The organism is Streptosporangium brasiliense, assembly GCF_030811595.1.
GTDB lineage: Bacteria > Actinomycetota > Actinomycetes > Streptosporangiales > Streptosporangiaceae > Streptosporangium > Streptosporangium brasiliense.
This window is the reverse complement of the sequence record NZ_JAUSRB010000002.1, coordinates 4,442,349-4,463,303: the sequence shown is the minus strand read 5'-3', so window position 1 is coordinate 4,463,303 and position 20,955 is coordinate 4,442,349. Positions and strand designations below refer to the sequence as shown.

Below are 20,955 nucleotides of genomic sequence, written 5' to 3'. Positions count from 1 at the left end.
CACCGGCGCCGCTGGAAGGCCATGGCCTTGAGGGTGGTGCAATGATCGCGGTCGTAGTAAGTCTGGTCGCCGTCGTGCTCCTCGTGCTCGTCGTCGTGGCACTGGGAATGCGGTCGATGAACCGCAGGGAGAGCGCGCTCCCTGCGGAACGCCTGCGCGAGATGGCGGAGAAGGAGGCGCAGACCCCCACCACGTCCATCGACGACTTCGCCACGCGTGAGCCGAAGATGAACCATTTCTCGCCCGACCTCACCCCGTTCGACGAGCCCAAGCCGCCGCGCCCGCCGCGCCCGGCGGGCTCGCGCGGCAAGCGGGGCGTGAACGAGTTCGGCCAGGCCGACGACTACGACGACGACTACTGGACGCGGCTCCAGGCTGACGAGGGCGGTTTCGGAGGGTCCTTGGCAGCTCGGATGGGCGCCAGCCGTCCCGTCGGCGAGGACGGCCCGCCCCGGGCGGACGCCGAGGCGACCATGCAGGTGCCGCTGCCGAACCGCTCCCAGACTCCCCGGGCGGACGCCGACGCGGTGACCGTGCAGGCCCCGCTGCCCAACCGGACGCCGCCGTCCCGCCCCCCGGCCGCGCCCGCGCCGGCCGTCGCCTCCTCCTCCCTGCCCTCGGGCCTGGCCGACCTGGTCGGTCCGGTCCAGCCGGAGCCGGCCCCCACGACCGCCGCGCTCGCCGAGCAGAAGACGGTGACCTTCGCGGCCCCCACGCCCGGCGCCTTCGGCGAGGGCCGCGCCCCGCGCCCGAACACCCCGCGCTCCCGCAGGAGCAGCCGCGGCTCCGCCTCGGGCGGCGCCCCCGGCAAAGGCACGCCCTCCCGGCCCGACCCGTTGAGCGACCCGCTGGGCGGCTCCTACCCGCGCGGCACCGGCCCGGTGGCCTCCAGCGGCTCGATGCCCGCCCGCGGCGCGACCGGCGGGCCCCTCGGCCCCGAGGCCGGCGCCGGACCGCTCCCCCCGATGCCTCCGATGGGCCCCACGACCAGCGGCGGTTTCCCCGCGTCACCGAGCGCGGACCCGCTCGCGGCGCCGTACGGCGCGGCGCCCGAACCGCCCAGGCCCGTCTCCGACAACCCCTGGGCCCAGGCCACCGCCCCGGGCTCCGGAGGGTGGCCGGCCGCCAACACCGCCGACATCCTCGACGACCCGGCGCCGTCCTACAGCTCCTACCAAACGCCGGTCTACAGCGCTCCGCCCGCGGCCTCCTACGAGGTCAGCTCCGGCTGGGCCACCATCGACGACGACGCGCTCACCGGCCCCACCCCGGCGCTGTCGACCCCGACGGGCCCCTCCCGCAGCGTCTCCCCCTACGACGACCGCACGGCCGAGGCACGACCGGGGCCGGGCTACGGCTACGATCCCGCCCAGCGCGCCACCCCGGCGGCCCCGGCCGCCTGGCCGGAGCCCGCCTCCGGCGGCGGTGACGGCGCCAACGCGGCCTGGCCCAGCTACGGCGATCTCTACGGCACCGGTCCCACCGGGAGCGCCGCCGTCCCCGAAGATCAGGGCCGCGGCTCCCGGGGCAACCACCACCGGGCACAGGAGCCGGACTACCCCGACTATTACCGCTGATTTCTCCCGCTCTATGTAAAGGCCGCTGATAACCGCCCAGGCGGAGGGGGCCGACACCATAAGGTCTGCCCCATGGGGACGGACACGAAGAGTTACACGCCACTCACAAGCAGTGGCATTGCATCCGTGCTACGGCACGACCTGCCCGCCTCCCTGGTGGTCTTCCTGGTGGCGGTGCCCCTCTCGCTGGGCATCGCGGTGGCCTCAGGAGCACCACTGGCGGCCGGGCTCATCGCGGCTGTGGCGGGTGGCGTGGTGGTGGGCGCCCTGGGCGGTTCGACCGTCCAGGTGAGCGGCCCCGCCGCCGGTCTCTCACTGGTGGTCGCCGAGCTGGTCATGAGATACGGCTGGCGCGCCACCTGCATGATCACCTTGATGGCGGGCGCCCTGCAGCTCCTGCTGGGGCTGTTCCGGGTCGCCCGGGCGGCGCTGGCGGTCTCCCCCGCCGTGGTGCACGGCATGCTCGCCGGGGTCGGCGTGGTGATCGCCCTCTCCCAGCTGCACGTCGTGCTGGGCGGCAGCCCGCAGCGCTCGGCGGTCGGGAACCTGATCGAGCTGCCCCAGCAGATCGCCGACAACCACAGCCACGCGGTCTTCACCGGCCTGCTCACCATCGCGGTCCTGGTCGGCTGGGCCCGCCTGCCGCAGCGGCTGCGGATCGTCCCGGCGCCGCTGGCGGCCCTGTTCGCCGCCTCGGTGACCGCCGGGACGCTCGGCTGGGACGTCACCAGGGTCGACCTCTCCGAGAGCCTGAGCGGGTGGACCGCGCCGCTGTGGCCGCGGGACGACTGGCACGGGATCATCGGAGCGGTGCTGCTGGTGGCGCTGCTGGCCGGGGTGGAGTCGCTGCTGTCGGCGGTGGCCGTCGACAAGCTGCACAGCGGCAGGCGGGCCGATCTGGACAAGGAGCTCACCGCCCAGGGCGTGGCCAACATGGTGACCGGCGCGCTGGGCGGGCTGCCCGTCGCCGGGGTCATCGTGCGCAGCACCACCAACGTCCGCGCGGGGGCGCGCAGCCGCTGGTCGACGGCCATGCACGGTCTCTGGATCCTGGTGTTCGCGCTCTGCCTGGGCTGGACGATCAAACTGATCCCCATGGAGGCACTGGCCGCGCTGCTGGTCTTCATCGGCGTCCAGATGGTCAACGTGGGGCATCTGCGCAACCTGCGCGGCCACGGCGAGGTCCCCGTCTACGTCGTCACCATGGCCGGGGTCGTGCTGATCGGCCTCGCCGAGGGCGTGCTGATCGGCCTCGGCCTCGCCGCCCTGTCGGCGCTGCGCCGCCTCACCTGGATCAGCGTGCGGGCCAGGCCCGAGTCCGACGGCCGCTGGCACGTGCTGATCGGCGGCTCGCTGACCTTCCTGGGCGTGCCGCGGCTCACCTCGGAGCTGCGCGCCGTACCGGCCGGAGCCGCGGTGGAGCTGGACCTGAACATCGACTTCATGGACAACGCGGCCTTCGAGGCCATCCACACCTGGAGGCAGGACCACGAGCGCGGCGGCGGCACCGTCGACATCGACGAGATCCACGACGAGTGGTACGCCATGGCCGCCAGCGGCGCCCGGATGTTTCCGGCCAAGACCCCGCCGCGGGCGCCGGAGCGCTGGTGGCTGCCCTGGGCCCACCGGCGGCGGAGGCGGCCCGCGCCCACGGGCCCGCTGGTCCCGGCCCGGCCCACGACGGCGGGGGACAGCCCCGCCGTGCCGGACCTGCTGGCCGGGGCGCGGGAGTTCCACCGTCGCACGGCCCCGCTGGTCCAGCCGTTCCTGTCGGCGATGGCCCGCAAGCAGGAGCCCTCGCACCTGTTCATCACCTGCGCGGACTCCCGGATCGTGCCGAATCTGATCACCGCCAGCGGCCCCGGCGACCTGTTCACCGTCCGTAACATCGGCAACCTGGTGCCGCGGCTGGACTCGGCGCCGCCGGACGACTCGGTGGCGGCGGCGATCGAGTACGCGATGGGCGCGCTCGACATCCGGACCATCACGGTCTGCGGCCACTCCGGCTGCGGGGCCATGGCCGCGCTGCTGGAGGGCGGCGAGAAGATCCACGAGCTGCCCGCGCTCGGCCGCTGGCTCCGCCACGGCGACCACAGCCTGGCCCGGTGGGCCGCCTCCGGAGGCGACGACGGCGGACCGCTGGACCGCCTGTGCAGGTCCAACGTGATCCAGCAGTTGGACAACCTGCGGACCTACCCCCAGGTGGACCGGCTCGTCCACGCCGGGCGCCTGCAGCTGGTGGGCCTCTACTTCGACATCGGCACGGCCCGGGTCCATGTCCTGCAGCAGCCCCCGCTCACGGCCAGCCCGCTGTGAGCGTACGGCTCGCGCCGGGGGTGAAGGCGCGTGATCCCGGCCGGGACGGGACTCCGGCGCGCACGGCTCCGTCCGGGCGCGGCATGATCCGCCCGGTACGGGACCGTCCGCCCGGCCCGGTCCGGACGTAGGATCCGTCCGAGCGCGGGAAGGGCGAGGCTCCTGGAGGTCGGCGATGACTGACTGGCGTGAGCTGCGGGAGGAACTGGTCGCGCAGGTGTGCGAGCGCGGGATCAGCCGGGCCGTGGCCGGTGCGCTGCGGGCGGTGCCCCGGCACGTGTTCCTGCCGGAGGTCCCCCCGCACACCGCGTACCGGGATGACGCCATCGTGACCAAGCGCGATGCGGAGGGCAGGCCGATCAGCTCCTCCTCGCAGCCGGCGATCATGGCCCTGATGCTCGACCAGCTCGGCCTGGAGCCGGGACAGCGGGTGCTGGAGATCGGCGCGGGGACGGGCTACAACGCCGCGCTGCTGTCGCACCTGGTGGGGCCGGAGGGCCGGGTCGTGAGCGTCGACATCGACGCCGACCTGGTCGCGCGGGCCCGGGAGCACCTGGACAGGGCCGGCTGCGCGGGGGTGAGCGTGGTGTGCGGGGACGGCGCGGAGGGATACGCGCCGCAGGCGCCCTACGACCGGGTGATCGCCACCGTCGGGGTGTGGGACCTCGCCCCCGCCTGGCTGGAGCAGCTCGGGCCCGGCGGGCGCATCGTCGTCCCGCTGGACCTGCACGGCGTGCAGCGCTCGGTGGCGCTGGAACGGGCGGACGGGCACTGGACGAGCCGGTCGGTGGTGCCCTGCGGGTTCATGCGGATGCGGGGTCCCTTCGCCGGCCCGGAGACGGTCCGGGTGCTGGACCAGGGGTCCGACCTCACGATCTCGCTGCCGGAGGGAGGCGAGATCGGCGATGTCCTGGCGGCCCTCGACGGTCCGGTCACCGAGCTGCCCACCGGGGTGGACGCGGGCCACGCACAGCTCGTCGACGGGCTGAGCCTGTGGCTGGCGGTGCACGAACCCCGCTGGTGCGCGCTGTCCGAAACACAGCCGGGGCGGCTGGCGTCGGGCCTCCTCGACCATCGGGGGTTCAAGACGGTCGTCGGGATCATCGAGGGCGACAGCCTCTGCGTGCTGGAGCCGGACACCTACGACGCGCCGGCCGTGCGGGCCTTCGGACCCGGCCGCGTGAGGCTCGGCGCCGATCTCGTCGCCCACGTCCAGGCGTGGGACGGAGCGGGCCGGCCGATGACGGCCGGGCTGCGCGTCGACGCCCACGTCGCGACCGTGCCCGCCGGCGGGCTGCTCATCCCCAAGCGGCACACCACGCTCGCGCTGTCCTGGGACGCCGGCGGTTTCCGCCGGGGAGACGATTGATCCTCCGCGGGCGGGGAAGCGAGAGGGGAAGAGAAGGGGCTCCGCTATGACTGATGCTCTGCGCCTGCGGGTGAGGTCCGACGGCACGACGATGGTCCTGCGGCCCGAAGGGGAGCTGGACGTGAACACCGCGGCGCAGTTGCGGGTCTGGGTGGACGACTATCTCACCGGCGATTCCCGGCCCGCGACCCTGGTGGACCTCTCCGGGCTCACCTTCATCGACTCCCCCGGGCTGGCCGCGCTGCTGGCGATGCGCAGGCGGCTGGCCGACGGCGACGCGGTCGTCGTCTACGCCGATCCGACCCCGCAGCCGGCGCGGCTGCTGCGCATCACGGGCCTGGCGGCCCGGCTGCCGGTCTTCGGCACCCTGGACGAGGCGCTGCGGTCGCTGGCCGCCCGCTGACGGCCGGACCCCTCAGGGCCGGAGGGGGACGGCCGGACCCCTCGGGACCGGCGGGGACGGCCGGACCCCTCGGGACTGGTAGGAAGGTACACGCCTGCCCTGAAGCCCGCAGGCGTGAGGAGCTCATCATGTTGTTCGGGGCCGGACATGGCTCGGCATTCACCATCTCGTGCGACCTCCATGAGGGCGCGGCCGTCATCCGCGTCGGCGGAGAGCTCGGGTTCCACTCCGCCCCGCTCCTGCGAGAGCAGTTGCACCGCGTCTGGGACGGGCCCGGCACGCCCCTCCTCATCGTGGACCTGACCGAGGTCACCTTCTGCGACTCGGTGGGACTGAGCGAGCTGGTCTCGGCACTGCAGCACGGCGAGGCGACCGGCACCCGATTCGTGCTCAGCGGCGTCCACGGACCGCTGGCACGCGTGCTGACGATCACCGGCCTCCGCAAGGCCTTCGAGATCCACCCCACGGCCGACGACGCGCTCCGCCAGGCGGCCCCGGACCGGCGGGACCGGCCCGGGGGCGGGTGAGCCGTTGCAAGGACTCCCAAGTCACCTGCAAGCCCGCTGCCCTATCTCTTGACGGGCAGACAACTCCCACCTTCTTCAGGCTTCAGGAGACAGACCCATGCGTGGCGCCCTGCGCTTCTCACTCGGACTCACCACCGCCGCCGTCGTGGCGCTCGGCCTGCCGTCCGCCGCCACGGCGTCCACCGCCGTGACCACCCCGGGGGTCTCCGCGGCTGCCGGAGTCTCCGCGGCCGGGACCCGGCACTGGGGACCGACCGCCTCCTCCGACACCAAGGGCTGGGCCGGCGGCGCCGTCCGGAGCACCGGCTCCGGCCTGCGGATCTCCGGCGATCTGTACGACGGCGGAGGGGCGCGCACCTGCTCGTGGCTGAAGATCAAGTGGCTTACGGACAGGGGCAGGCACCGCACCGCGACCTTCAAGAACTGCTCGCAGTCACGGACCCTCGCCTTCCGGGTGAACGCCGGCTACATGCTGTCCGCCCAGGCCAAGGTCTGCCGGGGGACCTCGACCAGGGTCACCGGCAGGTGCTCCGGCTGGGAGGGCGTCTGGTCCCAGGGCGGCTGAGCCCGGCCCACGGCCGGTGGAGCCGGCCCGTGGGCCGACTCCCGGCCTCCCCCAACGGTCCGGAATCGATCCTCTAAAGTGTGCGGGCATGACCACCCAGCCTTACCTGTCCGAACTGTTCTCCCTTGACGGCCGGGTCGCCATGGTGACCGGCGGAAGTTCCGGCATCGGCCGCGCCATAGCCGAGGCACTCGCGCGCGCGGGGGCGAGTGTCGTGGTCGTGGCGCGCAAGGAGGCGGACCTGATCGCCACGGTCGACGACCTGACGGCCCACGGCTGCCGTGCGGCCTGGGTGAGCGCGGACCTGAGCACACGCGACGGTGTGCGCCTGGCGGCCGAGAAGGCGGTCGAGGCGTTCGGAGAGCCCGACATCCTCGTCAACAGCGCCGGGATCAACCTGCGCCCGCCGATGGGCGAGCTGGGCGAGGACGTGTGGGACGTCACGATGGCGGTGAATCTGGAGGCGCCCCACCTTCTGGGACAGCGGTTCGGCCCCCGTATGGCGGAGCGGGGGTTCGGGCGGATCATCCACATCAGCTCCCAGCAGGCGCACCGGGCGTTCGTGCAGAGCGGCGCCTACGGCGTCTCCAAGGGAGCGCTGGAGTCACTGGCGCGCTCGCAGGCCGAGGCGTGGTCGTCGAGCGGCGTCACCTGCAACACGCTCGTGCCGGGATTCGTGATGACGGCGCTCAACGCACGGCTGTCGTCCGACCCCGAGAAGGTGGCGGCGCTGGCCGCGCGCACGATGGTCGGACGCAACGGTCTGGCCGAGGACTTCGCGGGCGCGGCGGTGTTCCTGGCGAGCCGCGCCTCCGGTTACGTCACCGGGCAGTCGATCTTCGTCGACGGCGGATTCTCCGTCCACTGAGTCCACCGCGGGAGCATGGGCGAGGGCCGCAGCGGCGGCACCCTGGACGGCGACGGCCGTGCTACTCGAAGCGGGACGGGTCTCCGGCGCCCCTGCGGAGGATCTCGGGTCCGGCCTGTGAGAAGTCGACGACCGTCGTCGGCACGGCGCCGCACTCACCGGCGTCGATCACCGCGTCCACCACGGGGTCGAGCCTTTCCTTGATCTCCCAGCCCTGGGTCATGGGTTCGGTCTCGTCGGGCAGGAGCAGGGTGCTCGACAGCAGTGGTTCGCCGAGTTCGGCCAGCAACGCCTGCGTGACGGCATGATCGGGGATCCGGACGCCGACGGTCTTCTTCCTGGGATGCAGCAGCCGTCGCGGCACCTCCTTCGTCGCCGGCAGGATGAACGTGTAGCTGCCGGGAGTCGCCGCCTTGATCGAGCGGAACAGCGCGTTGCTGACGTGGACGAACTGGCCGAGCTGCGCGAAATTCCGGCACACCAGGGTGAAGTGGTGGCCGCTGTCGAGACGGCGGATCTCCCTGATCCGGTCGATGCCCTCCTGGTTGCCCAGTCGGCACCCGAGCGCGAAGCACGAGTCCGTCGGGTAGGCGATCAGCCCGTCCGCGCGGACGAGGTCCGCCACCTGACGGAGGGCCCGAGGTTGCGGGTTGTCCGGATGCACGTCGAAGTACCTTGCCATGCATGGGAGCTTAGAAGCGGATGCTCCTCACCACGATCCGTGGGGCCGCGCGGTCCGTCCACAGCAGCCACCGGATGGCTGACGGGACGGCCTGGACGGTGGAACGGGGGCTTCCGCCCCAACTGCCGTATGGCTACTATCGGGCAACCAATCGCCTACTTTGGCGATTTTTGTCATAGACGTACCGATCGATGAGGAGAGTGTCCTGCACGTGGCCAGGTTGGGCAGGGTCGGGCGGCGAAGAACGGAAATCGTGGGCGACGGGGACGGGCTGCCGGGGGCGACCGGCGGCCGGCCGCGGCGGCTGGCCGGTGCCCGCCGACTGCCACTGCGCACCGTGCTGATCATCATCGTTTTCGTACCGAGCATCACCTTCACCCCACTGCTGGGTTCGGGCATGTACCAGCTGTCCTCTCAGTGGCGGACGGAGAAGGTCCAGCTGGACCTGGCCACCACGACTGTCGGCAGCCCCGCGGCCGACCTGTTCTTCAGCCTTGACAAGGAGCGGCAGCTCACCGCGGAGATGCAGGCCGGCCCCCGCAGCACCACCCGCGACAAGCTTGCCGAGCAGCGCGTGCTGACCGACCAGGCCGTGAGCGCCTTCCGTCCGCTGACCGCCCTGGACACCACCGACGCGCAGGAGGGGCTCGCCGACGCCATCGCCCGTACCGGACGCGGCCTCGAACTCCTCGACCAGCAGCGCCAGGCGGTGGACGCCGGTTGGTCCAGCGAGCAGAAGGCGTTCGACTACTACAGCGGAGTCATCGAGTCGGACCTCAGCGTGTTCAGCGCCCTCAGCCAGACCGATCACGCCGAGGTGACCAGCAAGGCGCAGACGCTGGTCGACCTCTTCTGGGCCGTCGACATGATCGGCCGCCAACACGCCGTTCTGGCCCGCGGCTGGGAGAAGGGGCGCCTGACGAGGGAGGAGTACGGCCTCGTCGCCGACGCCCTCGGCACCAGTAAGCACCTCCTGCGGTCCCGGGTGATCCCCAGTCTCACCGGCAACGAGAGCAAGTACGCAACGCTGACGGCCAGCAAGGCGTGGGAGACCATGACCGCCCTGGAGGGGCGGCTGGTCACCCCCGGGACCGGCGCCGAGAGCAGCCCGGTGACACTCCGCGAGGTCGGCCCCGTGTGGCGCGCCGCGGTTGACACGGTCACCGAGCAGCTGATGCAACTCCTCAGCCTCCGGCTCGAGAACGTCGCCAGGATCGGCTACGGCCACGCCAACCAGCTCTTCGTGATCTTCATCGGCATCACCGCCGTGGGCGTGCTCGCCCTGGGCCTGGTCATCGTCACCAGCTGGCGTCTCACCGCCATTCTTCGCCGGCGCATCCTCCACCTGCGCGAGGAGGCCCACGAACTCCAGGAGCGGCTGCCCGATGTGGTCGCCCGGCTGGAGCGCGGCGAGGACGTCGACGTGGACGCGGAGGTGCACCTGGTCGAGCCCACCCCCGACGAGCTCGGCGAGCTCGGGCAGGCCCTCAATCTGGCCAGCCGCAGCGCTGTCCTCACCGCCGTGCGGCAGGCCGAACAGCACCGCGGCTTCCAACGCATGCTCCAGCGCATCGCCCGCCGTACCCAGATCCTCATCGGCCTTCAGTTGAAGAAGCTGGACGAGCTGGAGCGCAGGCACGAGGACCCCGAGGTGCTGGAGGGCCTGTTCGACCTGGACCACCTCACCGCCCGGCTGCGCCGCTACGAGGAGAACCTGGTGATCCTCGGCGGCGGCCAGCCTCAGCGCCGCTGGCGCAAGCCGGTACGCCTGCTCGACGTACTGCGCGCCGCGCAGGGCGAGGTCCAGGACTACCGACGGATCTCGATCGACGTCGAGGGCGACCCCTGGGTGGCCGAGCGCGGGGTGGGACCGCTGGTCCACGTCCTGGCGGAACTGATGGAGAACGCCACCGCCTTCTCCAAGCCGGTGACCCCCGTCGAGGTGCGGGCCGCACCGGTCAGCCGGGGCCTCGCCGTGGAGATCGAGGACCGCGGTCTGGGCATGGAACCCGAGCAGTACGCCGCCGCCAACGCCCTGATGCAGTCGCCGCCGCAGCTCGATGTGATGACCCAGGCCGACGATGTGCGTCTCGGCCTGTACGTGGTCGCCCGGCTCTCCGCGGGCCTGGGTCTCCAGGTGGAACTGCGGCCGTCGGCCTTCGGCGGCACCCGGGTCATCGTGCTGCTCCCGGAATCGCTGGTGGTGGACCGCCCCCGCGCGGTACCCGGGCCGGCCGCGGCTCCCGAGGATGTCCCCCGGGACCCCACCGGTCCGCGACCCCACCCGCAGCAGGACGCGGCCGGTCCCCGCCCGCCCCACGAGGACACGCAGTTGCCGACCCGCTCCAGGGGACGCGCGATGGCGTACGTGACCGCGCCCGCCGCCGGATCACCGGATCGGGACGCCGCGCCCCTGCCGTCCGGCCGCGACCCGCTGCCCCAGCGGGTGCGCCAGGCCAACCTGATCACCGAGCTCAGGGTCCCGGCGGACGGGGACGGGCAGGCCGGCCAGGAGGCCTGGGCCGTACGCGACCAGCCCGGCCGGTCCAGCGCCACGATCGGCGCGTTCCAGCGGCAGTCCCGCAGGCGCCGGACCGGTGACGACGCCTTCCAACCCCGGCCGGACGGATCCCCCGAGCCGAGCTCCCCTACGACGGAAGATCGAAGATGACGCAGCGAACCACCGCCACCGACACCGACCTGGACTGGCTCCTGGACGGTCTGGTCGATCAGGTCGCGGGCACCCGGCACGCCATCGTGCTGTCCGACGACGGTCTGTTGATCAGCCGGTCCCGGACCATCGAGCGCTCGGACGCCGAACGCCTCGCCGCGATCGCCACCAGCCAGCAGAGCCTGGCCCGCGGTGTCGGGCAGCTCTTCAGCGGCGGACCGGTCCACCAGGTCATCATCGAGATGGCCGACCTGTGGCTGTTCGTCACGGCCGCGGGCCGCGGCACCCATCTGGCCGTGGTCGCCTCCCAGGAGGTCGACGCCGAACTGATGAGCGTCGCGATGCACACCCTGGTCCAGCAGGTGGGCCAGAAGCTGGGGACCGACGCGCGCACCCCGCAGACCGAGGACGCGGGGAGACACAGATGAAGCACTGGACGGAGGGATTCGACGACGACCACGCCGACGAATCCCTCGTCCGTCCCTACACGATCACCGGCGGACGGACCGCCCCCGAGCGGGACGATCTGACGCTGATCACCCTGGTGACGACGGTCTCCGCGGCCTCCGCGGAGACCGGACACGGTCTGCGGAGAATGCAGCCGGAGCACCGCACCATCCTCGCTGTGTGCAAGCGGCCCATGGCGGTGGCCGAGGTCGCCGCCGCGCTGAACCTCCCGGTGTCGGTGACCAAGATCCTCATCGGCGATCTGATCGAGGCCGGTCAGATGCGGGCCCGACCACCGCTGGCCTTCGCACAGGCAGGCGGCTTCCCCGGTATGACGATCCTTGAGGCGGTGAGGGATGGACTACGCAATCTCTGACCACGGGGACGCCGCTCCCCTGGCAGTGAAGATCCTTGTCGCCGGTGGTTTCGGCGTCGGGAAGACGACCCTGGTCGGCGCGGTGAGCGAGGTCGCCCCGCTGCGGACCGAGGAGTACCTGACCCATGCCAGCGTCGGCGTGGACAATCTGGAAGGGGTGGGCGGCAAGTCCACCACTACCGTCGCGCTGGACTTCGGGCGCATCACCATCAACAGCGAACTCGTGCTCTACCTGTTCGGCACCCCCGGGCAGGAACGCTTCTGGTTCATGTGGAACGACCTTGTCAACGGAGCGATGGGCGCGGTCGTCCTGGTCGACACCCGCCGGCTGGACGTGAGTTTCGCGTCGATCGACTTCTTCGAGAGCCGCGGCATCCCCTTCGTCATCGGCGTCAACTGCTTCCACGGTGTCAGGGACCGGACACAGGAGGAGATCCGCAAGGCACTCGATCTCGATCCGCAGGTGCCGCTGGTGCTCTGTGACGCCCGCGACCGGACGGCGGTCCGCGACGTGCTGCTGGCGCTCATCGACCACCTGATGGCCGCTCAGTCCCGCACCGCACCGCACCCCGTGGCCTGACCGGGCCGTCCCAGGACCGGGCCGGGTCGTCGGCGACAGGCCCGGTCGAGGCCGGGTCCCGTCGGCTGAAGTGATCAGAGTGCTCCCCGTCTGGAATGATCAGAATGGTCCCGTCGTCTCTCGGTATCGCAGGAGCACTCTTGTTCAAGCGTCGTGGTTTGACCCTGTCGGCAGCCCTCATCGCGGTGTCCGTGTGCGTCGCCGGCCCCGGGGCGGCGGCGGGCGAGACGGCTGATCCGACACATCCGGGGCCGGTTTACAAGACGGTCACCGACCGGAGCGGGCTGCTGTCGTTGCAGACCAATGGGCGTCCGGACGGGCAGGACATGGTCTTCCGGATCTCGGGAGCCGTTTACGCCAACATCGAGGGCAACGCTCACGACCCGCAGCTGCGCCATGGCCAGAAACTGTTCAACATCGAGGGCTACAACATCCGGCGGCTGTATCGGGTGCCCGGCACCACTCAGCTCTACCAGCTCTCCCGTGAGATCGTCTTCTACACCGACCCCACCGACCCGACGAAGATCCTGCGGGAGTGGAAGAACCCGATCGACCTCAAGACCTACCCCGTCATCCCCATCAACAACGACGCGGTGAACTTCGGCCCGTTCAACGTCACCCCCTCCTACGTCGGCCCGCCCCTGCGGCAGATGCACGACGAGACCGAGTGGACCAGCGACATCCCGGTGCGCACGGACCTCAAGGCCGCGTTGGGCGATCCGTTCGGGCTGGTGAACGGCGTCTACGCGGCCCAGGAGATGTTCGACTTCTACGTCGACGATCGTGAGGTCGCGACCCGCACGGTCGCGGGCACCGTCCCCAAGGGTGCGATGAAGACCAAGATCAGCTGGGCGAGGACGAGCCCGTGGGCGCCGTTCATGTGCCTGCCGGAGACCGACGTCCGCGGGCAGCTCACCTACCACGCCCGCAGCTGGTCGCTGCAGTCCTACAACGACCTTGAGCCGTGGCTGCGCGCGGAGGTCGACGCCGCCTACCCGCTCTTCGGAGCCGCTCCCACCGCGCCCGGCCCGAGCGAGAACTCCTGGACCTCCTTCTACAACAAGCAGCTGGGCAAGGGTGCCACCACGTGGGCCGGCTGGTGCGCCGCCAACGGGAAGGCCTGACGGCCACACATGAGGTCGTCGCCGGCGGACAGGCCGGCTTGAGCGGCGGTTCAGGCCGAGGCCGCCTCGGTCCCGGGACCGGCTCCGGCTCCTGGACCTGGACCGGCTCCTGGACCTGGACCTGGACCGAGGTCGGGACCGGCTCCGGTTCCGGGACCTGGACCGGGATCAGCTCCGGTTCCGGGATCGGCTCCGGGACCGGGCAGCACATCGATGTCCGTGGCATGCATCGGCTTGTCGCATACCGAGCAGTGCAGTTCCACGTGGCTGATCTGACCGCAGGCGTGGTGCCGGTAGAGCACGGGCGGGCCTGACGCCCCGGCGGTCCACCGGTCGCCCCAGCGCACCAGCACCAGCAGCACATCACACAGCTCCCGGCCTTTGGCGGTGAGCGTGTACTCGTGGCGCGGCGGGCGGTGCGAGTATTCCCGGCGCTGCAGCACGCCGTTGTCGACCAGCCACTTCAGCCGCGCGGCGAGCACCTTGCTGGAGATGCCCAGGTCCTGCTGGAGGTGCTCGAAGCGGGTGATGCCGACGTAGACGTCGCGCAGGATCAGCGGAGACCACGGCTCGCCGATGACGTCCAGGGTGCGGGCGATGGAGCAGGCCATGTCGCCGAACCGGGTTCGCTGCATGCGGCCATCCTACCCAAGTCCCTTCCCTCAAGAAAGTGACTCGGCTATGGTGCGGACTGACGCCCTACGGCCGAGAGCCTGTGAGGTCTCGCCCTGAGGGCGGCCGCGGACCCGGCCTACAGCCGGTGGCGGCCGCACGACGGATACGCCGCACGACGGATGCAACGCCGGAATACCTGCCGTGACCCGACCGAAGGGAACACCCGACATGACCGATCCGATGCCTGTCGCCGAGCTGCTGTTCAGCGAGGCGGACGCGACACCGATGAGCACCGACACGGCGACGGTGAAGCCATGGAGCCAGGCGTCCGCGTGCTTGCAGGCGGCGTCGAAGGCGTGGCTGTCGACGGTGCGGCCCGACGGACGCCCGCACGCCATGCCGGTGATGCCGGGCTGGGCGGACGAGACGCCGTACATCGCCACCCGCCCGGCCTCCCGTAAGGCCAGGAATCTCGACGGCAACCCCAATTGCGTCCTCACCGTCGCCGGCGCGGACCTCGACCTCGTGGTCGAGGGCACCGCCACCCGGGTCCAGGACCCGGACCGGCTCCAGCAGGTGGCCGACGCCTTCATGGCGAAGTATCAGTGGCGGTTCACGATCCTTGACGGCTCCGTCTACGACGGCAGCCTTCCCGGCCCACCCGAGTACGCCTTCTACCGGGTGACGCCCGTGCGTGCCTTCGGGTACGGCCCGGACGGCCTGACCGCGACCCGCTGGCGCTTCTGACGGACCGGGCGCCACACCGGCCGGCCTCGCCTGCCGCGGCGGCGGCGATCCAGCGGACCGGCAGGAGGAGCGCCGCCACCGCGGCGCCGGCCCTCCTGCCGGTCGCTCAAGCCTGCCGGTCGCTCAAGGCCGCCGGTCGCTCAAGGCTGTCCGGCATCGAGTGTGAGCTCACCCGCGGATCTGCTCGGCGGGCCGGCCCAGCAGCACGGTCCGGGCCGGCGTCAGGGTCGCCACGTACGCCAGCCCCATCGTGGCCGCCACCATCGCCGCATAGGCGACGGACGGCACGTGCGGCAGCGGCGAGCCGGTCACCCCGTAGCTGAGCGCCATCAGCGTCGGCGCCGCGATCAGGGTCCCCGTGATCACCGCGAGCCCGCCGACCAGCAGCGCCTCCCAGCGCACCATGCCGCGCACCTGCCGCCGGGTGCCGCCGATCAGGCGCAGCAGCGCGAACTCCCGAGTCCTCGCGCCGGTGGCCGTCACCAGCGTGTTGACCACCGAGATCGCGATGAACACGATGATCAGCCCGAGCACCAGGAGGTTGATCCAGTCACTGAACTCCTGCGCCGCGTTGACCGCCGCGCCGGCGCCCGCCCGGTCCAGGACCGTCAGGCCGGGGGCCAGCGCGGTGAGCCGTTCCGCCGTGCCGCCCGTGACGTACACCCGGCCGGCCATCCCGGCCTCCGAGTGGTCGCGCACCAGCGGGTACGGCAGGGCGACGTCGCCGTACCCGAGACCGCGCTCGTAGAGGGCCACCACGGTCAGCTTGACGGGTGTGCCGTCGCCCAGACGCAGCCGGACCGTGTCTCCCACCGAGGCGCCGAGGCTGCCGGCGGTCAGCGTGCTCAGCGCCACCCTGTCGCCGCGCAGCCGGTCCAGCGAGCCGGACGTGACGCCGAGGTCGATCCCGTGCGCGGGGACGGTCAGGCCGATCGCGTCCAGCGGCTTCAGCGTGCGTGATCCCATTTCGTCCGTGTCGGCGATCACCGTGGTGCCGATCGTCTCGGTCACCCCCTTGACGCCGGGCAGGTCCCGTGCGGCCCGGACGACGTCGGGGGGCAGGCCCGGTCCGGCCGACTCCAGGACGTAGTCGGCGCGGTTGCCCTCCAGCGCCTGCTGGGTGGCCGCGTGGCCCAGGGTGGATTGGGCGAAAAGGGTGGTCGAGGCGAAGGCGAACATCAGGATGAGCGGGGTGGCGACGGCCGCCAGCCGCTTGGCCGCCGTCCTGGTGTTCGCCACGGCCAGGTAGCCGCTGACCGGCGAGGTGCGGCCGACCACGCCACCTGCCAGGCGTACGGCCAGTTGTACCAGCCAGGGGCCCAGGAGGGCGGCCGCGGTGATGAGGAGGAGCACGATCGCGCCGGCGCTCGCCGCGGCCGTCTCCCCGGCCGCGGCCACGGACAGGCCCGAGGCGGACGCGCCCAGGGCGAGGAAGACCAGGCCGACGATCATCCGGCCGCGGCCGAGCTCCCTGCGTTCGACCGCGGCCTCGCCCAGCGCCTCGGTCGGCTTGATACTGGCGGCACGCCGTACGGCGCCGCGGGCGGCCAGCCAGGCCGTGACCAGCCCGACCCCGGCCGCGACCAGCATCGGGACGGGACCCACCACCGGCGTGAACCCCTCCGGCACCATGCCCCGCGCGACGAACTGGTCGAACAACCACCGCCCCACCGCGACTCCCAGCGGCAGCCCCGGCACGGCGGCCACGGTCCCGACGGCCAGCGCCTCCCGCCCGATCATGGCGCGGACCTGCTTGGGCGTCGCCCCGATCGCCCGCAGCAGCGCGATCTCCCGGTCCCGCTGCCGGACTGCGAGCCCGAACGCGCCGGAGACCACCAGCACCGCCACCATGACGATCACGCCGCCGAGGCTGCCGCTGAGCGCGATGAGCATCTCCCGGCCCTCCCGCGCCGAGGCGTTCTCAGCCAGCCCGCGCTGGTCTCCCGCGTACACCGCCACGGAGTCGCCGAGCGCCCGCTCGACCCGCTCCGCCAGCCGCTCGCCCTCGCCGAACACCCCGAACGCCGACACCTTGCCGGGGCGGGCGAACAGCTCCTCGGCGCGCTCCCCGGTGAAGAACACCGACGCCTGCCGGGCCAGGCCGGGCCCGGCGACCCCGGTCACGGTGTATTCCCGGACACCGTCCCGGCCGGCGACGCGCGCCTTCTCACCCACCTTCCGGCCCAGCGCGACGTCCACGACGATCTCCCCCGCCGTGGCGGGCGCCCGGCCCTCCCGCAGGGTGTACGGCGTGAGCCCCGCCGACCCCCAGGAGCGCCCGATCACACGCCCGTCGGCGCCCGTCAGCCCGACCGGGAAGCTGGTCTCGGGCACGACCCGGGTGACACCGGGCACCTTGGCGATCTTCCTGGCCAGGACGGCCGGGATCGCGACCGGCTCGGACAGCGACTGCCCCAGGTCAGGCTCCTCCGTGTCGAGGGTGACCTGCTGCTGTCCCGCCACCACGACCGGGGCCGCGCCGTACCGCTCGGCGGGAACGCGGGCGCGCAGGCCGCTGTCCATGAGCAGCCCGCACGAGGCGACCAGGGCCACGGCGAACAGCAGCGCGACGAACGGGCCCGCGAGCGAGAGCAGGCGGCCTCGCGAGGTGGCCAGGGCGAGCCTCAGCATCGCACGGCCTCCGGGCGTCCGAGCACGGCCATCCGCCGCGCGATCGTCTCCGGCCCGGCCGCGTACACCTCGTCCACCAGCGCGCCTCCGGCCAGGAACAGCACCCGGTCGGCGTACGAGGCGGCCACCGGATCGTGGGTCACCATCACCACGGTCTGGCCCGTCGTGTCCACCACCTGGCGGAGCAGGGCGAGCACCTCGGCGGCGGTCTGGGTGTCCAGCGCGCCCGTCGGCTCGTCGGCGAAGACCACCTCCGGCCTGGTCACCAGCGCGCGGGCGATCGCCACCCGCTGCTGCTGCCCGCCGGACAGCTGGGACGGCCGGTGCCGCGCGCGCTCGCCCAGTCCGACCCGCTCGATCACCTCGGCCAGCCAGGCGTGATCGGGCCGCGTGCCCGCGAGCCGGAACGGCAGCAGGACGTTGTCGACCACGCTGAGCGAGGGGATCAGGTTGAACGCCTGGAAGACGAAGCCCGCCTTCTCCCGGCGCAGCTCGGTGAGCTGGGTCTCGTTCATCCGCGACAGCTCCGTCTCGCCTATGTGGACCGTTCCCGAGGTGGGCGTGTCCAGCCCCGCGGCGCAGTGCAGAAAGGTGCTCTTACCGGAACCCGACGGGCCCATGACGGCGGTGAAGCCGCCGCGGGGCAGGTCGACCGTGACTCCGCGTAGCGCGTACACCTCCTTCCCGTAAGTCTTGGTCACCGCGTTGAGGCGCACCGCGTGCGTCGCCACCTGTCGTCCCCCGTTTCAGGATCCACTGTTTGCTCGGATCCCACGCTAGAGACTCGGACATTCCGGGCGCGAGCCAGTAAGCCCCCATCCGTTGGTAGGGCTAGCTGTACTGAAGGGGCTCGATGATCTCCGATGCGTGATCAGGCCGCCTGCGGAAACAGCTCGATCATGAGGATGGGCAGAGATTACGCTTACGGGCATCTCACGTCGCTTCTCGCCGCTTCCGGTGCCCCTACGGAACAGCGACGGAACAGAGCAGAAGCTTGGAGGCGCCCGTGACGATGCCCAGAAAGGGCTCACGGCCCATCACCGTCGACGGCACCGCCTTCCGCTGGCGTATCGGGCACAGGCCCACCTACTCCCAGGGCAACGGCTGGACTCCCCTCACCGTCGCCGTCGAGCGGGCCGAGGCGCCGGGGCGCGTTCTCGTGGTGTCGCTCCCCTGCGCCCGGCCGGACAACTGGGACGGGGAGCGCACGATCGCGGTCCGGCCCGTCCTCGTCGCCGGCTGCATCCGGCGGGCCCTCGAACAGGGCTGGGACCCCGGGCAGCGAGGCCCGGCATTCGCCCTCGCCGTCACCGAGAACGAACTGGCCGTGCTCCTGGGCGGACCACCCCAATACCTGATCCCCTTCCTCTGGGGCATGATCCCCGAAGGCGGAGGCATCGAAGACCTCCCCCGATGCACCGAAATCTGGAGCCGCGACAGACAGGACACCAGCCGGCCACCTGCTCGCCCCTGACCAGCAGGAAAGGACAGGCGCCCGATCAGCGCCCCTCCGCCCCGGCCGGGCGGTGGACGGGGGCGGTGACGTGTGATCGTGTATCGAGACCCCGGGCCGCCTCCCCGCCCGTACGTAGCGGCCCCGGAGCAGGTGGACGCCGAGCCCGCTGTGCTTATGCCGCTGACGGCACCCGCCCTCGGAACCAAAGATCGGAAGCGAGCCGCGTCGGTACCGGAACGTACGCCGACGCCTCCGCGCACGCCTTATCCGGTGCCCCAGACCTGCGGGAATGCGCTTACCCTACGGAACGGCCCCGCTGCAGGTCCACCCCCGTCTTCCCCTCGCGGGTGTCCATTGCACTCGTCCGAACGGAGCGACCGGCGAGTGTTCGCCCCCCCTCAGGCCTCAGGGGAGCCGGTTCCGCCATTCGCGGTCCCACAGAAGTTGCAGGAGTGCACTCACAGCCTACTGAAATCTTTCATTCAATTATTGCAATCGCCCAAAACATGGGGGTAACGTTCCAGCGCGTCAGGCCAATCGCACGCACCCCCCAGGAGGCCGCACATGGCCCACCTCGACCGCCGCCGTTTCCTCCAGCTCGGCGCCTTGGCCGCCGGGAGCACGGTCCTCACCGCCTGTGGCGCGGGCTCCACGGCCGCCCCCGCGCCCGTCGGCCCGACCGGCACCGCCGCCACCGGTGAAATCACCGTGTGGAGCTGGCAGGGCCCCGCCGCGATGATGAAGGCGCTGGTGCCGGACTTCACGAAGGAGTTCCCCGGTATCAAGGTCGACGTCCAGGACATCGGCAACCCGGCCATCTGGGACAAGATCACTTCGGGCCTCGCGGCCGGTGGTCAGGGGCTGGGCGACGTGCTTCACATCGGCGTCGACTACCTGCCCGCCTACATCGAGAAGTTCCCGGGCGGCCTGGCCGACCTCGTGCCGCTCGGCGCGGACAAGCACAAGGGCAAGTTCGCCCAGGGCATGTGGGAGACGGTGAGCCGTGACGGCAAGGTCTACGCCCTGCCGTGGGAGGCGAACTCGGCCGGTTTCTACTACCGGGCCGACCTGTTCGAGAAGGCCGGTGTCGACGTCGAGGCCCTGCGGACCTGGGACGAGGTCATCGAGGCGGGCATCAAGCTCAAGGAGAAGACCGGCGTCCAGCTGATCGGCATCGACAAGCCGGCCTCGGTGGGCGACTCGGCCGGCTTCTTCCAGACGCTCCTGCAGCTCCAGGACAGCTTCTACTTCGACATGCAGGGCAACATCACGCTCGACACGCCCCAGGCGATCACCGCCATGACGATCATCAAGAAGCTGAACGACGCGGGCCTGGTGGCCGACACCGCGGGCGGCTGGAACGCGATGATCAGCTCGATCAAGAAGGGCGCCGTCGCGGTGCAGGCGATGCCGACCTGGTTCGGCGGCATCATCGAGGAGACCGTGCCCGGTGAGAAGGGCAAGTGGAAGGTCCGTCTCCCTCCGGCGGTCACTCCCGGCGGCAAGGTCTCCGCGACCGTCAACTCCACCCACCTGGCCGTCGCCAACACCAGCAAAGCCAAGGCCGCCGCGTTCGCCTTCGCGGAGTACGTGCTGACCAGGCCGGAGTCGCAGGTGAAGATCTACAAGGAGAAGGGCATCGCGCCCGCCCTCCTGGCCGCCTACGACGACCCGGTCTTCCACGAGGAGTCGGCGTTCTTCAGCGGCCAGAAGAAGGGTGAGATCTTCCTCGACGCCCTCAAGCAGCCGTCCTACGTGACGAACTACACCGCCGACTACTCCCGCGCGCTGAAGGCCGTCACCGACGCGCAGAGCAAGGTGCTGCTCAAGGGCGCGGACCCGGCCACGGTCCTCAAGGAGGCGGCGGACCTGATCGCCCAGCAGACCGGCCGCACGGTCCTGCGATGACGGCGGGGAAGCCAGGGTGGGTGAGCGGCTGATGAGTACGGAGCGGACCCGGCGCAGTGAGCGCGGTGGCCGGCCGAGGGACGGGGCCGTCCG

At 71.7% G+C, this 20,955-nt stretch carries 19 protein-coding genes; 15 read left to right on the top strand and 4 right to left on the bottom strand.

The window, feature by feature from the left end:
* The first annotated feature begins 41 nt into the window (after window positions 1-41).
* The 7 genes from J2S55_RS29130 to J2S55_RS29100 all read left to right on the top strand — a co-directional run bounded on the left by J2S55_RS29130 (window position 42) and on the right by J2S55_RS29100 (window position 7,625).
* A complete protein-coding gene (locus tag J2S55_RS29130) occupies window positions 42-1,577 on the top strand; it encodes a hypothetical protein (protein ID WP_306867514.1) in 1,536 nt (511 codons plus the stop codon).
* Between the two features lie 72 nt (window positions 1,578-1,649).
* On the top strand, window positions 1,650-3,893 hold the full coding sequence (locus J2S55_RS29125; protein WP_306867511.1) for a SulP family inorganic anion transporter: 2,244 nt from the start codon (window positions 1,650-1,652) through the stop codon (window positions 3,891-3,893).
* Window positions 3,894-4,068: 175 nt separating this feature from the next.
* The gene (gene fxlM, locus J2S55_RS29120; protein ID WP_306867508.1) at window positions 4,069-5,262 is read left to right on the top strand and encodes a methyltransferase, FxLD system; all 1,194 of its coding nucleotides are present in this window, start codon (window positions 4,069-4,071) and stop codon (window positions 5,260-5,262) included.
* Window positions 5,263-5,308: 46 nt separating this feature from the next.
* The gene (locus J2S55_RS29115; RefSeq protein WP_306867506.1) at window positions 5,309-5,665 is read left to right on the top strand and encodes an STAS domain-containing protein; all 357 of its coding nucleotides are present in this window, start codon (window positions 5,309-5,311) and stop codon (window positions 5,663-5,665) included.
* 128 nt (window positions 5,666-5,793) lie between these two features.
* Window positions 5,794-6,192, top strand: coding sequence for an STAS domain-containing protein (locus J2S55_RS29110; protein WP_306867504.1), 399 nt, complete (start codon window positions 5,794-5,796; stop codon window positions 6,190-6,192).
* A 97-nt stretch (window positions 6,193-6,289) separates the two neighbouring features.
* Complete coding sequence (locus J2S55_RS29105; protein ID WP_306867501.1) at window positions 6,290-6,757, top strand: hypothetical protein; 468 nt, start codon at window positions 6,290-6,292, stop codon at window positions 6,755-6,757.
* An 88-nt stretch (window positions 6,758-6,845) separates the two neighbouring features.
* Window positions 6,846-7,625 carry an SDR family NAD(P)-dependent oxidoreductase gene (locus J2S55_RS29100; RefSeq protein ID WP_306867498.1) on the top strand — a complete coding sequence of 260 codons (780 nt, stop codon included), beginning with the start codon at window positions 6,846-6,848 and terminating at the stop codon, window positions 7,623-7,625.
* A gap of 61 nt (window positions 7,626-7,686) precedes the next feature.
* Here the strand turns inward: J2S55_RS29100 and J2S55_RS29095 are convergent, their stop codons facing one another.
* Window positions 7,687-8,307: an L-threonylcarbamoyladenylate synthase gene (locus J2S55_RS29095; protein ID WP_306867496.1), complete on the bottom strand. Its 621-nt coding sequence runs from the start codon at window positions 8,305-8,307 to the stop codon at window positions 7,687-7,689.
* Between the two features lie 253 nt (window positions 8,308-8,560).
* Between J2S55_RS29095 and J2S55_RS29090 the strand changes: the two genes are divergently transcribed.
* From J2S55_RS29090 to J2S55_RS29070, 5 genes are all read left to right on the top strand, one after another.
* Window positions 8,561-10,978, top strand: coding sequence for a sensor histidine kinase (locus J2S55_RS29090; RefSeq protein WP_306867494.1), 2,418 nt, complete (start codon window positions 8,561-8,563; stop codon window positions 10,976-10,978).
* Window positions 10,975-11,406, top strand: coding sequence for a roadblock/LC7 domain-containing protein (locus tag J2S55_RS29085; protein WP_306867492.1), 432 nt, complete (start codon window positions 10,975-10,977; stop codon window positions 11,404-11,406). The genes J2S55_RS29090 and J2S55_RS29085 overlap by 4 nt, the downstream gene beginning before the upstream one ends.
* On the top strand, window positions 11,403-11,801 hold the full coding sequence (locus tag J2S55_RS29080) for a DUF742 domain-containing protein (protein ID WP_306867490.1): 399 nt from the start codon (window positions 11,403-11,405) through the stop codon (window positions 11,799-11,801). Before J2S55_RS29085 ends, J2S55_RS29080 begins: the two co-directional genes overlap by 4 nt.
* Window positions 11,782-12,381: a GTP-binding protein gene (locus J2S55_RS29075; protein WP_306867487.1), complete on the top strand. Its 600-nt coding sequence runs from the start codon at window positions 11,782-11,784 to the stop codon at window positions 12,379-12,381. The genes J2S55_RS29080 and J2S55_RS29075 overlap by 20 nt, the downstream gene beginning before the upstream one ends.
* Window positions 12,382-12,521: 140 nt before the next feature.
* The gene (locus tag J2S55_RS29070) at window positions 12,522-13,505 is read left to right on the top strand and encodes a DUF1838 family protein (RefSeq protein WP_306867484.1); all 984 of its coding nucleotides are present in this window, start codon (window positions 12,522-12,524) and stop codon (window positions 13,503-13,505) included.
* 50 nt (window positions 13,506-13,555) lie between these two features.
* Here J2S55_RS29070 and J2S55_RS29065 read toward each other — a convergent pair whose 3' ends face one another.
* On the bottom strand, window positions 13,556-14,140 hold the full coding sequence (locus J2S55_RS29065; protein WP_306867481.1) for a winged helix-turn-helix transcriptional regulator: 585 nt from the start codon (window positions 14,138-14,140) through the stop codon (window positions 13,556-13,558).
* A gap of 208 nt (window positions 14,141-14,348) precedes the next feature.
* Here J2S55_RS29065 and J2S55_RS29060 point away from each other — a divergent pair, with 208 nt between their 5' ends.
* Window positions 14,349-14,867: a pyridoxamine 5'-phosphate oxidase family protein gene (locus J2S55_RS29060; protein WP_306867479.1), complete on the top strand. Its 519-nt coding sequence runs from the start codon at window positions 14,349-14,351 to the stop codon at window positions 14,865-14,867.
* Between the two features lie 168 nt (window positions 14,868-15,035).
* Here the strand turns inward: J2S55_RS29060 and J2S55_RS29055 are convergent, their stop codons facing one another.
* Window positions 15,036-17,498, bottom strand: a complete 2,463-nt coding sequence (locus tag J2S55_RS29055; protein WP_306867476.1) for an ABC transporter permease — start codon at window positions 17,496-17,498, stop codon at window positions 15,036-15,038.
* Entirely contained in the window at window positions 17,492-18,229 is a 738-nt protein-coding gene (locus tag J2S55_RS29050; RefSeq protein ID WP_306867473.1) for an ABC transporter ATP-binding protein, read from the bottom strand. Before J2S55_RS29050 ends, J2S55_RS29055 begins: the two co-directional genes overlap by 7 nt.
* A gap of 275 nt (window positions 18,230-18,504) precedes the next feature.
* On the opposite strand from J2S55_RS29050, the gene J2S55_RS29045 reads away from it, so the two are divergent.
* Both J2S55_RS29045 and J2S55_RS29040 read left to right on the top strand, forming a co-directional pair.
* A complete protein-coding gene (locus J2S55_RS29045) occupies window positions 18,505-18,972 on the top strand; it encodes a hypothetical protein (RefSeq protein WP_306867470.1) in 468 nt (155 codons plus the stop codon).
* Between the two features lie 546 nt (window positions 18,973-19,518).
* Entirely contained in the window at window positions 19,519-20,862 is a 1,344-nt protein-coding gene (locus J2S55_RS29040) for an ABC transporter substrate-binding protein (RefSeq protein WP_306867467.1), read from the top strand.
* The last annotated feature ends 93 nt before the right edge of the window (window positions 20,863-20,955 follow it).